Origin of the sequence: Xylanibacter rarus, assembly GCF_001275135.1 — a bacterium.
Lineage (GTDB): Bacteria > Bacteroidota > Bacteroidia > Bacteroidales > Bacteroidaceae > Prevotella > Prevotella rara.
The window spans coordinates 68,231-83,216 of sequence record NZ_LFQU01000004.1; the positions used below are offsets into that span (position 1 = coordinate 68,231).

The 14,986-nt window shown below is 54.0% G+C and carries 12 protein-coding genes; 5 read left to right on the forward strand and 7 right to left on the reverse strand.

The features are described 5' to 3' along the window. Positions 1-316: 316 nt before the first annotated feature. Entirely contained in the window at positions 317-1,546 is a 1,230-nt protein-coding gene (locus ACU52_RS03700) for a M16 family metallopeptidase (RefSeq protein ID WP_053397807.1), read from the reverse strand. A 257-nt stretch (positions 1,547-1,803) separates the two neighbouring features. Between ACU52_RS03700 and ACU52_RS03710 the strand changes: the two genes are divergently transcribed. The 3 genes from ACU52_RS03710 (at position 1,804) to ACU52_RS03720 (ending at position 5,228) form a co-directional block, all read left to right on the forward strand. Then, on the forward strand, positions 1,804-2,751 hold the full coding sequence (locus ACU52_RS03710) for a carbohydrate kinase family protein (RefSeq protein ID WP_053397851.1): 948 nt from the start codon (positions 1,804-1,806) through the stop codon (positions 2,749-2,751). 81 nt (positions 2,752-2,832) lie between these two features. Continuing rightward, entirely contained in the window at positions 2,833-4,026 is a 1,194-nt protein-coding gene (locus ACU52_RS03715; RefSeq protein ID WP_053397809.1) for an FprA family A-type flavoprotein, read from the forward strand. Then, on the forward strand, positions 4,026-5,228 hold the full coding sequence (locus tag ACU52_RS03720; protein ID WP_021856037.1) for a dicarboxylate/amino acid:cation symporter: 1,203 nt from the start codon (positions 4,026-4,028) through the stop codon (positions 5,226-5,228). Before ACU52_RS03715 ends, ACU52_RS03720 begins: the two co-directional genes overlap by 1 nt. A 229-nt stretch (positions 5,229-5,457) precedes the next feature. Here ACU52_RS03720 and ACU52_RS03725 read toward each other — a convergent pair whose 3' ends face one another. The 3 genes from ACU52_RS03725 to ACU52_RS03735 are packed head-to-tail and all read right to left on the reverse strand — an operon-like array spanning position 5,458 to position 6,654. Further along, positions 5,458-5,991, reverse strand: a complete 534-nt coding sequence (locus ACU52_RS03725; protein ID WP_053397810.1) for an LOG family protein — start codon at positions 5,989-5,991, stop codon at positions 5,458-5,460. 21 nt (positions 5,992-6,012) lie between these two features. After that, positions 6,013-6,324, reverse strand: a complete 312-nt coding sequence (locus ACU52_RS03730; RefSeq protein WP_021965299.1) for a HigA family addiction module antitoxin — start codon at positions 6,322-6,324, stop codon at positions 6,013-6,015. 9 nt (positions 6,325-6,333) lie between these two features. Next, positions 6,334-6,654 (reverse strand): type II toxin-antitoxin system RelE/ParE family toxin, encoded by a 321-nt coding sequence (locus ACU52_RS03735; RefSeq protein WP_053397852.1) that lies wholly within the window; start codon positions 6,652-6,654, stop codon positions 6,334-6,336. 316 nt (positions 6,655-6,970) lie between these two features. Between ACU52_RS03735 and ACU52_RS03740 the strand changes: the two genes are divergently transcribed. Then, positions 6,971-8,854 (forward strand): DEAD/DEAH box helicase, encoded by a 1,884-nt coding sequence (locus tag ACU52_RS03740; RefSeq protein WP_021856041.1) that lies wholly within the window; start codon positions 6,971-6,973, stop codon positions 8,852-8,854. 245 nt (positions 8,855-9,099) lie between these two features. Next, positions 9,100-10,890 carry a right-handed parallel beta-helix repeat-containing protein gene (locus tag ACU52_RS03745; protein WP_053397811.1) on the forward strand — a complete coding sequence of 597 codons (1,791 nt, stop codon included), beginning with the start codon at positions 9,100-9,102 and terminating at the stop codon, positions 10,888-10,890. Between the two features lie 216 nt (positions 10,891-11,106). Here ACU52_RS03745 and ACU52_RS03750 read toward each other — a convergent pair whose 3' ends face one another. The 3 genes from ACU52_RS03750 to ACU52_RS03760 form a co-directional block, all read right to left on the reverse strand. Further along, positions 11,107-11,991, reverse strand: a complete 885-nt coding sequence (locus tag ACU52_RS03750; protein WP_053397812.1) for an AraC family transcriptional regulator — start codon at positions 11,989-11,991, stop codon at positions 11,107-11,109. A gap of 56 nt (positions 11,992-12,047) precedes the next feature. Next, positions 12,048-13,724 (reverse strand): MFS transporter, encoded by a 1,677-nt coding sequence (locus ACU52_RS03755; RefSeq protein WP_053397813.1) that lies wholly within the window; start codon positions 13,722-13,724, stop codon positions 12,048-12,050. A 131-nt stretch (positions 13,725-13,855) separates the two neighbouring features. Next, positions 13,856-14,953, reverse strand: coding sequence for an HlyD family secretion protein (locus ACU52_RS03760; RefSeq protein WP_021856046.1), 1,098 nt, complete (start codon positions 14,951-14,953; stop codon positions 13,856-13,858). Positions 14,954-14,986: the final 33 nt, after the last annotated feature.

Sequence of the window (14,986 nt, forward strand, 5' to 3'; positions counted from 1 at the left end):
TTACACCTTTTATACTAAACTTTTTGATTAAATAAAGTTTTATTCCATCTTTTGCGACAAATAGGACATTTGTCTATACATAAGGGCTGCACGTCTGATTTTATGCCGCCTGCGCTCAACCGGCAGACGGCTGTATGCGGGGCGACTTCTGAAAGGTATGCTTTTGCATTGTAAAAGGCCGTCTTTCAGACGACAAAAGGCCACCTTTTGCAAGCTAAAAGGTGGCCTTTTGGAAAGCGGAGTCAACGCTCCGCGTAAACTATTGTATATCAAGGTATTACGTAAACACGACAAACTATGATGAGACCGGCGCGGATCAGACGAATGTAAGCGCCGTGAGCTTGTCCTTGCTGAACACCTCGGCAGCCACGGCCTGCAGCTCTTCGGCGGTCAGACGGTCTATCTGGCTCATCAGCGCCGTGACGTCTTTCTCCCAGCCATAGTGCAGGAAGCTCTTCGCGAAGTCGAGGGCGAAGCTCTCGCGGTTGTCACACGCCACGCCTATCTGTCCCTTTATCTGCCTCTTGGCGGCTGCAAGCTGTGCTGCCGACATGGGTTTCTGCGCCATGCGGTCGAGCTCGCGCATCACGAGGCGGCGGCATTTCTTCACGTCCTTAGGGTCGCAGCCGAAGTAGGCACACCACATTCCGGTGTCAGAATAGCTCACCATCGAGCTGTCTACGGTGTACACCAGTCCGTGCTTCTCGCGCAAGGCTATGTTCAGACGGGCGTTCATGCCCGGTCCGCCGAGTATGTTGTTGAGCAGATACAGGGCCATGCGCCTGTTGTCGTGCACGCTGTAGGCGCGGTTGCCTATCATCACATGGGCCTGATGAGTGTTCTTATGGCGGAGCAGTTCCTGCGGGTTATATTCGGGCAGGACGCCCTTCGGCACGCTGTCGACGAGCGGACTGCACGGCGGAAAGTCGGCCGTGGCCTTCTCGAGCAGTCTGACAAGACGGCTGAAACTGATGTCGCCGTAGGCGAAGAACACGGCATTCTCGGGACGATAGAAGCGGCGCGTGAAGCTCAGCGCGTTGTCCGTTGTATATTCGCGCAGGCGCTCCGCCCTGCCCAGGATGTTGTGTCCGAGCGGATGTCCGCTGAATATGGCGTTCTCAAACTCGTCATAAATCAGTTCTGCAGGCGAGTCGTTGTAACATTCAATCTCGTCGCATATCACCTCAATCTCCTTGTCAATCTCTGCCTGCGGATATGTGCTGTGGAACACCATGTCGGTAAGCAGGTCGACAGCTCTTGAGATGTGCTCCTTCAGCAGTGCCGCATAGAACACCGTGTCCTCCTTGTTGGTGAAGGCGTTGAGGTCGCCTCCCACCTTCTCCAGCCGGTTCAGTATCTGTATTGAGGTGCGCCTTGCGGTGCCCTTGAACGTGGTGTGCTCGCAGAAGTGGGCGATGCCTTCCTCTCCGGGCTGCTCGTCGCGCGTGCCGGCACATATGCCGTAGCCGCAATAAACCACGGGCGAGGCCGACGGCAGGTGGATAATCCTGAGGCCGTTGGCCAAAGTAGATGTATTATATTGCATTTGTATCTTTTATTAAAGCTCAAAATCCATTGTGCAAAAATACAACTTTTTAGTTTGTTATTTAATAAAAAATTCGGATATTTGCAGCTAATTATATCAACAGGGCGCACGCCGCGCACAGCGCCGCATGCCCGCACCGCAACAGCCGGAGGCCTAAGCCCGCAGGACCATCAGCCGCCGGCAGCACATCAGCCTGCGGCAAGGCGGACGGCAGGAGGCGCACAGGCAGCAGCCCGAAAATGTCAAAACTAAAACAGATGAGGAAAGTTATAGGAATAGGTGAAACCGTGCTTGACATCATTTTCAAGAACGAACGTCCGGTGAGCGCCGTGCCGGGAGGCTCGGTCTACAACGGCATAATATCGCTCGGACGTGCCGGCGTGCCCGCAGCCTTTATCAGCGAGGTGGGCGACGACCGCATAGGCCGGCGCACGGTCGACTTCCTTAAGGAAAACGGAGTTGACGCCTCTAACGTCAACATGTTCAAGGGCAGCAAGTCGCCCGTGTCGCTCGCGTTTCTCAACGACAACAACGACGCAGAATATATCTTCTATAAAGACCACCCGCACGACCGTCTCGACTACATATGTCCTGAGATCAACCGCGACGACATCGTCATGCTCGGCTCCTACTATGCCGTCAATCCCGTGATAAGGCCGCAGGTGGCAGCGCTCATGAACCATGCGCGCAGCAACGGGGCGATAATATATTACGACGTCAACTTCAGGTCGTCGCACGCCAACGAGGTGATGAAGCTCACGCCGAACATACTCGAGAACTTTGAATATGCCGACATCGTGCGCGGCAGCCACGACGACTTCAAGGTGATGTACAAGATGGAGACATCCGACAAAGTGTACAACTCGGAGATTTCTTTCTACTGCAAGAAGTTCATCTACACCAACGGCGCGCAGCCGGTAGAGCTTCATGCCGAGGGCGGATTCAGGAAGAGCTACCCCGTTACGGCCACCAGCACGGTGAGCACGATAGGCGCCGGCGACAACTTCAACGCCGGACTGGTGTACGGAATGATGCGCTACGGAGTGACGCGCGACGTCATCGACCGCGGCCTCGGCGAGGAACTGTGGGACAAGGTGATTGAATGTGCGCAGAAGTTCTCGGCCAACTGCTGCAAGAGCATAGACAACTCTATCGACAAGGAGTTTGGCGAGGCCATGCGCAAGGAGGCCCTACAGGCCGGATAGACACGCCGCCACGACAGCCGGAGGCGGCAGCCCATACCATGAAAAAAGAATAACAATAAACCAAATAAATTTATTTGAACCATGATTGAGATTAAAGACAACATCTATTATGTAGGCGTCAACGACCGCAACAAGGAGCTCTTCGAGGGCCTATGGCCGCTGCCTAACGGAGTTTCGTACAACTCTTACCTCATTGTCGATGAGAAAGTGTGCCTCGTCGACACAGTCGAGGTAGACTTCTTCATGCCATATATCAAGAACATCAAGGAGGTGATAGGCAACCGCAAGATAGACTATCTGGTGATAAACCACATGGAACCCGACCACAGCGGCGCCATAGAGCTTATCAGAAAATATTATCCCGAGATAAAGATCGTTGCCAACAAGAAGACGTTCGGCATGATCGAAGGCTTCTACGGCATAACGACCAACGAGGTGGAGGTGAAGAACGGCAGCAAGCTGAGCCTCGGAAGGCATGAGCTCAACTTCGTTCTGACGCCTATGGTTCACTGGCCCGAGACGATGGTTACGCTCGACACGACGAGCAACGTGCTCTTCTCGGGCGACGCGTTCGGCTGCTTCGGCGCGCTGAACGGCGGCATAATAGACTCTGACATCAACTGCGACACGTTCTGGCTCGAGATGGTTCGCTACTATTCGAACATCGTCGGCAAGTACGGAGTGCCCGTACAGAACGCCCTGAAGAAGCTTGAGGGAGTGCAGCTCGACTATATCTGCTCTACGCACGGCCCCGTATGGCACGAGCATATCAGCAAAGTGATAGACATATACGACCGTCTGAGCCGCTATGAGACCGAGGAAGGCATCGTGATATGCTACGGAACGATGTACGGCAACACAGAACGTATGGCCGAGGTGATAGCACGGGCGGCAAGCCAGGCAGGCATCAAGAACATCGTTATGTACAACGTGTCGAAGACTCACCACTCTTACATACTGCGCGACATATTCCGCTACCGCGCACTCATCGTGGGCGCACCGACCTACAACGCAGGTCTTTACCACGAAATGGAGGTTCTGCTGAGCGAGATAGCAGGCAAGGACATCAAGAACCGCCACTATATCGGATGGTTCGGAAGCTACGCATGGGCCGGCAAGGCCGTTGAGCGCATACACCACTGGAACGAAACCAAGCTGAAGTTTGAGGCTGTGGGCACTCCGGTTGAGATGAAGCAGAGTCTGAAAGAAGACTCTTACGCACAGTGTGAGGCCCTGGGCCGCGCCATGGCTGAAAGGCTTAAACAAGACCGATAATGAAAAAGATAAAGCTGGGCCTGCTGCCAAGAGTTATCATAGCGATAGCTCTTGGCATAGCGCTGGGCAATGTGCTCAGCCTGCCGGTAGTAAGGGTGTTCGTCACCTTCAACGCTGTGTTCAGCCAGTTTCTCAACTTTGTCATTCCGCTGATAATCATCGGCCTGGTTACTCCTGCCATTGCCGACATCGGCAAGGGCGCGGGCAAGCTGCTGCTGGCCACGGTAGCCATAGCATACGCCGACACGGTGCTCACTGGAGTGCTGTCGTATGGCGTGGGAACAAGCCTGTTCCCGTCGATGATTTCGTCGGTTTCCGACTTCAGTTCCGTTGTGAAGCCGGAGGGAACTGCTCCTTACTTCGAGATAACCATACCGCCAATGGCCGACGTCATGAGCGCACTGGTGTTCTCGTTTCTCATGGGCCTGTGTATAGCCTACAGCAACACGCCCACTCTGAAAAATGCCTTCATGGAGCTGAAGGAGGTAATCACCAAGACCATAGCCGTGGCGGTGGTTCCGCTGTTGCCGCTCTTTATCTTCGGCATATTCCTTGATATGACGATGAAGGGCGACGCCATGCGCATCATGACGGTGTTTGCCAAGATTATAGTTGTAATCTTCGCGCTCCACATCTTTGTACTTCTTTACCAGTATGTCATAGCGGGAGCCATCGTAAGGCGCAACCCTCTGAGGCTGCTCATCAACATGCTGCCTGCCTACTTCACCGCTCTCGGCACGTCGTCGTCGGCAGCCACAATACCGGTGTCGCTGCGCCAGACGCTGAAGAACGGCGTGAGAAACGACATTGCGTCGTTCGTGGTGCCTCTGTGCGCCACAATCCACATGTCGGGCTCTACGCTGAAGATCACGGCCTGCGCGCTTACGCTGTGCATGCTTGAGGGCATACCCCACTCACTGCCCGTGTTCATCCACTTCATAATGATGCTCGGCATAGTGATGGTGGCAGCTCCGGGAGTGCCGGGAGGAAGCATCATGGCGGCTCTCGGACCGCTCGCCTCTATACTGGGGTTCAACACCGAGCAGCAGGCTCTGATGATTGCGCTCTACATTGCCATGGACAGCTTCGGCACGGCATGCAACGTTACGGGCGACGGAGCCATAGCGCTGGTTATCGACAAGATGTTCAAGCCGAACAGAAAGGTAGCCGCAACTGCTGCGGACAACGCACCGGCGGAATAACGGAATATATCTGAAAGAAAAACAAAAGGCATCTTTCCGTTTACGGAAAAATGCCTTTTTATTTATGCCTTAACCGATATCGGAACGCCTGACGATACCCGTCTGAAATCGGCACGATACATACCTATTTGCAAAAGACCACGTTTTAGCCTCTAAAAGGGCACATATTGCACGCTAAAAGAGCACCTTTTAGGAGCTAAAACGTGGCCTTTTGCAAAGCGTCTGACTGTCAGCGTGTTAGCAGCGCCTTCAGTTCGTCCATGCTATCGGCCGTCATGAGCGTCTTATCGAAGCCGCTGCGTATCACGCCCTTGGCCTTAAGGTCGTCGAGCATGGCAAGGAGAGAGTTCCAGAAGCCCTTCATGTTGTAGAGTATCACGGGTTTGCTGTGATATCCGATAGACGCCGACGCAGCGATGGTGAATATCTCGTCGAGCGTGCCCACGCCGCCCGGCAGCGCCACGGCAACGTCACACTGAGCCAGCATGAGGTCCTTGCGGTCGCTCAGGTTGTCGCACATCATCTTCACGTCAACATAGTCGGACACCTTTCCGCCCTTCTCTATAATCATCGGCACCACGCCTATCGTAGTGCCGCCTGCATCATGCACGGCCTTCGCCACACACTCCATAAGTCCCAGGTTGCATCCGCCGAACACCAGCGTATGCCCGTTTTCGGCCATCCATCGCCCCAGTTCTTCGGTCATTTTGAAGAAGTCGGGGTCGAGATTTGAATTTGCCGAACAAAAAACTGCTATCTTCATTGTATTCAAATAATTATCCGTTTACAGCAGCGCAGCTGCCTTTCTTATCTCCGCCAGCCTCTTTGCCAGCTTCTTGTCCTCCCTTGCCACCTGCAGATTATAGTCGCTCTGCATGCCCACAAGTATATATGCCGGAATGCCGAGAGCAGCCTCAAGCACCAGCGCAAGGTCGGTTGTTACGGGCCGCTTGCCGTTAAGCACCTCGTTGAATGCTGTGTAAGGCAGGCCCAGACGCTCTGCCACCAACTTCTGCGACAGCTGTCTGCACTCCAGTTCGTCCTTTATCAGTTCGCCCGGATGCACCGGACTGAACGGTGTTGCCAACTCATCCATTTGTCTTGTCTATTTATAATGATTCGTAATGTCAGTCAAAGAACATATCTCAATCACTGCGCTGTCATCTGCCGAGGCTATCTCCCTGAACTCAAGCCGGTACTGGTTGTTTATTCTAACCGACGAAAGTCCCTTCTTGTCGCCCTGCAGTTTTTCATAATTGAGCGACCTGAACGGAAACAGGTCTTCTATGCGCCGTGCCTTGTACAGCACCCTGACGCACTTCACATATCCCTTGACAACCTGCGGCTGAAACCTGTGTTTCTTGTCCTGAGCCTTTCCCTTTTCGTAAAGCTCACGCAGATAATCTTTTTCAAAGTTTATTTTCATAAATTCAAACCAGACACCTCTCCACACCAATTAGTCCATGCTGCCGTGTAAACAACGGCAACACTGCCATAACTCAGGCGTAAGTGTGGAAGTAATCTCTATCCAACGGCAAAGATAACACATATTATCCTATTCACAAAAAAAGTGAATATTAAATTTCATAAAACCTCTTTCATCCTTCACCATGTAACGTTTCCATGCGTCAAAGGCCTGCGCCACGGCGGGCATTTCAGCATAAAAGATGCAAGATTTTTCATTATTCATTGTGCTTTATTCATTTATTTCGTATCTTTGCACCGCATTAATTATAATTAATTTGAAGACATTTGAAGAATTAGGCGTAAGCGAAGAGATTCGCCGCGCTATTGAGGAGCTGGGCTTTGAACATCCCATGCCCGTACAGGAAGAAGTAATCCCCTATTTACTTGGTAACAGAAACGACGTAATTGCGCTGGCCCAGACGGGCACGGGCAAGACGGCTGCGTTCGGCATTCCGGTGCTGCAGCGCACCGACTCGCGTGTGCGTCAGACACAGGCGCTCATCCTCAGTCCCACCAGGGAGCTGTGCCTGCAGATAGCCGACGACCTGAAGGACTTTGCCAAATACATCGACGGCATCAACATCGTGCCCGTATACGGCGGCACTTCTATCGAAAACCAGATAAAGTCGCTGCGCCACGGGGCACAGATAATAGTGGCCACGCCCGGCCGACTTATCGACCTGATGAACCGCGGAGTGGCAAAGCTCGACGCCGTGAGGAACGTTGTGCTCGACGAAGCCGACGAAATGCTCAACATGGGCTTCTCTGAAAGCATCGACGAGATACTCGAAGGCGTGCCCGAAGACCGCAACACGCTGCTCTTCTCGGCCACGATGAGCAAGGAAATAGAGAAGATTGCACGCAACTACCTGCACGACCCGAAGGAGATTGTGGTGGGAAGCCGCAACGAAGGAGCCGAGCACGTAAACCACATATACTACATGGTGAACGCCAAGGACAAGTATCTGGCACTGAAACGCGTGGTAGACTACTTCCCGAAAATATTCGCCATAATCTTCTGCCGCACAAAACGCGAGACGCAGGAGATAGCCGACAAGCTGATACACGACGGCTACAACGCCGAATCTCTGCACGGAGACCTGTCGCAGCAGCAGCGCGACCTCACCATGCAGAAGTTCCGCCAGCACATGACCCAGCTGCTCGTGGCCACCGACGTGGCTGCCCGCGGACTCGACGTAGACGACCTTACGCACGTCATCAACTTCGGTCTGCCCGACGATATTGAGAGCTACACTCACCGCAGCGGACGAACAGGACGCGCCGGAAAGAAGGGCACCTCGATATCAATAATCCACTCTCGCGAGCGCTCAAAGATGCGAGCCATAGAGAAAACCATCGGCAAGAAGTTCGTAGAAGGCGTCATGCCGTCGGCTCAGGAGATATGCAAGAAGCAGCTCTACAAGGTGATGGACCAGATAGTCAAGACCGATGTGAACGAGGAAGAGATAGCTCCGTTCATGGAAGACATCAACCGCTACTTTGAATACATCGACAAAGAAGACCTCATAAAGAAGATTGTGAGCGTTGAGTTCGGCAAGTTCCTTGCCTATTATGCCGACGCTCCCGAAATCGGAAAGGTGCAGGTGCAGGGCGAAAGCCGCAAGAAAGACCGCAAGGACGACGCCCGCAAGCGCACCCGCAAGGCCGAAGAGGGCTACCGCCGCCTGTTTATCAACCTGGGAAAGGCCGACGGATTCTATCCCGGAGAGATAATGCAGTTTATCAACAAGCACATGAAGGGACGCCAGGAGGTGGGCAACATCGACCTGCTGAGCAAGATGTCGTACATAGAAGTGCCTGAAGAGGACGCAGAAAAGGTGATGGACGCGCTCGACGGAACTACATACAAGGGACGCGACGTGCGCTGCAACGACGCCGACGAGGGCGGAAAAGGCCGCAGCAGAAAGCGCAGAGAGCCTAAGGACGGAGGCTTCGAGAGATTCGAGAAGAAGTCGAAGCGCCGTGCAAGAGAGGCTGAAGAAAGCCCCAAGAAGAAGAAAAAGGCCAAGGCACCGAAGGCCGACAGCAGCATAAACGACGACTGGCGGCAGTTCTTCAAGCGCGACAACGCCAAGCTGGTGGGCGACGAACCCGACTTCAGCGAGGAAGGATGGGCCGTAAGAAAGAAAAAGAAATAACAACAATACCTTAAACTTTATCATTTACCTAAGAGGCGGCGGGGGCACAAAACCCTCGCCGCATTCTTTTATAACCGTGTATCACGACATACGGAAGGACCAATATGCGCAATTAGGGAGCAAAGTTTTTGCCGTTAAGGCGATTTTTCTTACATTTGCAGAAATAACCGGCCTGCAGCCCGACAGGCATCACGGGCAGGACGGACAGACGTATCTTAAATTACCTTTATCTAATAAATCAAATCATGAAGAAATTGTTTTTTACCGTAATAGCCGCCCTCTGCTGCCACCTCACGGCACCGGCAGGCGACATATTCGTGTCATCAACCGCCGGCAACGACAAGGCAGCAGGCACACGCGAGGCGCCGCTGAAGACGCTCGAGCAGGCACTTAAGCAGGCAAGAGAGTGGCGCCGGCTCGGCTCAAGGAATGCCGAGGGGGGCATAAACATCATCATGGGCGGCGGCGTTTATCGCCTGTACAAGCCCCTGTTCATACGTCCCGAGGACAGCGGAACGGCCGATAGCCCCACGATAATACGCTCTGCCGACGGCGAGAGGGCAGTAATCAGCGGCGGAACTGAGGTAAAAGGCTGGCGCAAGGGCTGCGACGACGAGCGACTTCCTGCCGGAGTGAGGGGCAAGGTGTGGGTGGCCGATGCGCCGATGACTGGCAACCGCATCGTGGAGACGCGCCAGTTGTGGGCCGGTGGACGCAAGGCCGTGCGCGCGTCGCAGTTTGCCTATGGCGTTATGGAGCGCATGAAGGCATTCAATACCACCGACGAGAGCATAACGATACCCACGCCCAAAATCGACCTGAGCCACGCGCGGCAGCTCGAAATGACCGTGCATCAGCGCTGGGCGATAGCCATATTGCGTGTAAGAGAGATGAAAGACATGGGCAACGGACTGACAAAGGTGTGGTTTCATCAGCCCGAAAGCCAGATAGAGTTTGCCCATCCGTGGCCTCAACCGGTCATCGACGGCGAGCGCGGCAGCTCTTCGTTCTTCCTCACCAATGCCCTCGAACTGCTCGACGAGCCGGGCGAGTGGTACCAGGACTACCCTTCGGGCCGCATATACTATTATCCCGAAGACGGCAAGGACCCCAACACGATGGACATCACGGTGCCCGTGCTCGAGACGCTGCTGACCATCGGCGGCACGCGCGAGCGCCACGTGAGCAACATAAGGTTTGAGAACATAGCCTTCGAGCACTCCGCATGGCGCCGACCGCTGTACGAGGGGCACGTCACCCTGCAAGGAGGCTTCCGCTTCATAGACGGCTACAAGCTGGCCGAACCGGGCCTGTTCCACAAGGCAGAGCTTGAAAATCAGGCATGGATAGCACGCCCCGAGGCAGCCGTGACGGCGCAGTTTGCCGACAGCATAGGCTTCAGCTCATGCACGTTCAGCCACACCGGCGCCACAGCCGTAGACCTAGCATACGCCGTAAGCTCGTCGGACATCACCGGATGCACCTTCACCGACATAGGCGGAACGGCAATAATGGCGGGCTGGTTTGGCGAGCAGGGCTTCGAGACGCACATACCCTACACGCCGGCAATAGGCAGCGACATGTGCAACAGACTGACCATTGAGCGCAACAAGATAACCGACGCCGCCAACGAAGACTGGGGATGCGGCGCCGTGAGCGCAGGATATGTGAGAGACACGGAGATAAGCGGCAACGAGGTCTCGCACGTAAACTACTCTGGCATCTGCGTGGGCTGGGGCTGGACGCCGCTTGAGAGCGGCATGCGCAACAACCGCATAACCGGCAACACCGTTACCGACTACGCCCGACAGCTGTACGACGCAGGCGGCATCTACACGCTGTCTAACCAGCCCGGCTCAGTTATCAGCGGCAACACGATAAGCATGCCCCACCCTGCCCCGTATGCAACCAACAGCAGAGCCTTCTGCATCTACTTCGACGAGGCCACCGACGGCTACACCGTAAGCGACAACAAGATGCCGCAGGAGAGCTTCGGCTACAACAGACCGGGCAAGAATTTGAAGATAATAAAATAGCTGTCAGACACCAGACAGTTAGCGGCAAAAACGCCGCCCGACCACAGGCACAAATCAAAAAACATGACATCAGGCACACCCCCCACAGGGTATGTTTTCTAAAAGGCCACCTTTCGCATTGCAAAAGGTGGCCTTTTAGCGTGCAATATGTGGTCTTTTAGAGGCCAAAAGACGGTCTTTTGCAACGCCATTTATAACATATTGATATTCAGATGGTTATATCCGCTCGCGGTATTTCTGCGGCGACATGCCCGTCTGCTTGCGGAAAAACGTGCCGAAGCTTGACGGATTGGGGAAATGGAAGTCGTCGGCAATCTCGGCAACGGTCTTTCCCGTGCTGTCGAGCAGCGACATAGCCTTGCGCGTTATCGCCTTGAAGACAAGTTCCTGGACGGTGTATCCGCACACCGCCTTAGACAGCTCCGACAGATATTTGGGCGAGAGGCACAGCTTGTCGGCATAGAACGCCACTCCGCGCTCTGCCATATAGTGGCGGCCGATGAGCTGGATTAGCTTCAAGAACACCTCCGTGCGCCGCGCGTTGTGAGAGCCGTCGGCAAAATACTTGCGGCTGAACACCATGCACAGACGGTAAGTGAGCGACAGAAGGAGCATCTTGCGCTCGCTCACGGCAAAGAGGTCGTCGGCCTGCGGCTCGCCGCTGCCTATCAGCGAGATATATCCCGCTATGTCGTCTTCGCATCCGGTGCTCCACACGCAGGGCAGGTCGGGCGACAGACGGGCGTAGAGCTGCACCGACTGCACCATCGTACCGACCAGATAGCGTATAGGAGCCGTCTTATAGACAATGACGCTAAGGCGCAGCGTCTCCGACTTTCTCTCCACGCTGAAGAACACCCCTTCGGGTATAAACACGGTTTCGCCCCGGCAGGCCTTATGGGTGCGGCCCGACAGGGTGAACTCAAACTCGCCTTCGTGGCATACTATCAGGCCTATGCCGAAGTTGCTGAAGCCCTCCGTCATGCGCCCGGGCAGGTCGTTGACCACGCCCCCCGACGAGCACACGTCGGCCATGCAGGCTATGTCATGCTGCAATGCGGCAAGCCGTTCCGAAGCCTTTTCGTCTGTAGTCTTTTCCATAGCGGCAGATGTTTTACGGCCGCTAAGTTAATAAAATTATCTGACTTGGCCGACCGTCAGTCGCGCCAAGCAGATAATTTCCTCTTCTTATATGGATAAATGAGTACGAAGAGCATTGAGATAATACAGCCGTAGAAGGTCCATCCCGACATCTCCTTGACAGCCGACAGCGTGGCCTGCACCTGCACTTTGCCCTTAGCCGACATGGCAGCCATGTTCTCTGCCTCGGTCTCGCTGCGCCCCTGCCAGCGCATTCCCTGCAGGGTCTGGTCGTAGGATGAAGCCGTCTGCGTGTCGGTGCGGTCGACATCCTGCGCAAACATCGTAACATAATGCTGCTGACGGTGCTGAAGCACGTTCGAATATAGTGCCGAACCGATGCCCGGACCGATAACCATGCGCACGCTGAGCATGATGCATATCCATGTGGAAAGATACTTGTAGGGCATGCGCTGGTTGGCGTATACGGCCGTGAGAGAGTATATAAGCATCATGCCTGTTGAGCGTATAATCACAGGATACTTCATCCTTTCATAAAGTCCGGCCGTCTGCACCTCGAAATACATGAACAGGGCAGACACTCCGATGAGCAGAAATCCGAGGCCGAAGAGATATTTCAGCTTGACGTTGCGCGAGCCGAGGATTATTGCGATGACGGCTCCTATAAAGTAGCCAAGCATGCTCCAGTTGCCCAGCGCAACGTTCTGCCAGTTGTCTATCTCCATGCCTATGCCGGTAAACACGTTGACAAACATCGAACTTGTGTTGAATACCATGAGCAGAAGGAACAGCACTATGCCCATATTTATCGTCCGCAGGCGGAACACTTCCATAAGGAAATAGGGCGAGCGGTGCGACCACTCCATGTAGAAGAACACTGCGGCAAACACAACGGTGAGTATAGTGGAGCGCACGATGGTAGGATCGGCAAACCAGTCGAGCGTCTTGCCGTAGACCAGTACATATATTCCGCAGGTCATCATCGAGCTGAACACGGCCACGTTGCCAAACTTACGGAACGTTATCGGAAAGCGGCGGCCTTTGTATGCGTGGTAAGGCATCGTTACAAGCACCACAAGTATTGCCACGAGCGTCATGCCCATCATGTAGTAGTAGACGTCCTGCCACTGATATTCGTATGCCAGCCATGCCGTGAGCGACGTGCCGAGCTGTCCCAGAATCATGAAGAACAGGTATATAATGGGCATGCTCTTGCTCTTCTCCGAGTCCAGGCGGTCCCATCCCTGCTCGTCGTCCGGCTCGTTGCCCGGCGTTATGTTACGCGTGGCCTCCATGCCGAAGGCGTAGCGTATGAGCGTAAACAGGTTGACCATCATCAGCACCATGCGCAGAAAACCCATGATAAGGCTGCACAGAGCCAGCACGAATATGCTGTCGGTGACGGCACACACATAGCTGAGAAGATACAGAAGGGAGAACCCCACTACGCACATCATCTTCTCGCGGCGTATGCACACCAGCTGATAAAAGAAGGGAGAGAAGGCCGCCATGCCTATAGACGTGACGAAACCGACAAACTGTATGTGTTCCGACTGTATGCCCAGTCCGCTCGTCATCTCGCCGCTGTTGGCGGTATATACGCCGCCCACCGTAAGGATAGGTATGAACAGAAGTATCAGCAGGATAATTCCGAGCGGCTTGGGCACCCAGTTGTAGAACGGATAATTCTTGTATTTTGCCCCATAACTTACGCTAATCACATTTTGTTCCATGGCTCAATACTTTTTATGTTGAATGCTCCGGGAGCATGTCTTCTTAATTCTTAATTCTCAATTCTTAATTAAAAAGGACATATTTTCTTAATTCTTAATCCTTAATTCTTAATTAAAAATCTTCTGCTTTGTTATTGCTTTTTGGCCTTTACGACCACCATCATTCCGGCAGCAAGGCGTTCGTTGTCGGCCTTCGACAGTCCTGTGAAGTCGATTCTGACAGGAACGCGCTGGCGAATCTTTACGAAGTTGCCGGCAGAATTGTCCGTCGGGACGAGCGAATACTTTGCTCCCGTGGCGCCTGAGATGGCCGTTATGCGTCCCTTAAACTCGCGTCCGTCCATTGCGTCCACTGTAAGCACAACCTCCTGACCTACGTGCAGATTCTCAATCTGCGTCTCCTTATAGTTTGCTATCACCCATTTCTGCGTGTCGGGCATGATGTATGTCAGCGTCTGTCCTGCCGAAACATACTGTCCGTCCTCAACGGTGCGGCGTCCCAACTTGCCGTCGCAGGGAGCAACAACAACGGTGTAAGAGAGGTTAAGGCGTGCCATCTCGAGTGCGGCGCGTGCCCTTTCTATGGCAGCTTCAGAGCTTTGGCGGCGCGTAGACACCTCACTTACGCCCGACTTGGCAGCCTTCTGCTGACTGATAAGGCCGTCGAGCTTCTTCTTCGTGGCTTCATATTCGGTCTCAATCTGCTCCAGCTGTATCGGCGTTGCGGCGTTGCGCTCCAGCAGGTTCTTGTAGCGTGCGCGGTCTTTCTCGAGCTTTGCCAGGCGGATTTTCACCTCGGCGATAGACGACTCGTAGACAGATGCCGAAGCCTCTGACGTCTGCAGCGACTGCCCTACTACCGAAGCGCCGGCTATGGCGTCCTTAAGCGCAGCCTCGGCCTCCATCACACGTATGCGGTATTCGCGGTCGTCGAGTATCAGGAGGGTGTCGCCTTTCTTCACGTTCTGATGCTCCGTGAAGCAGACCTGCTTGATATAGCCCGACGCGCGGAGGTTTACGGGCGAGATATACTGCTCTATCTGAGCGTCGTTGCTTGTCTCGGTGTTATTGTAGTCGAGAAAAATCATTGACGTTTTCACTATTCCGCACACCAGGATTGCAATGCCGAAGATGCTTGCCACGATTTGTCTTGTGCGCTGTCTTCTAAGTTTCTTTGCCTGCTGAGCGTGTGTGCTGGTCTGCTGTATGTTGTTGTTCTGGGTTTCCATTGTGGTATATTTTAAAGTTGTTGATATATGTTG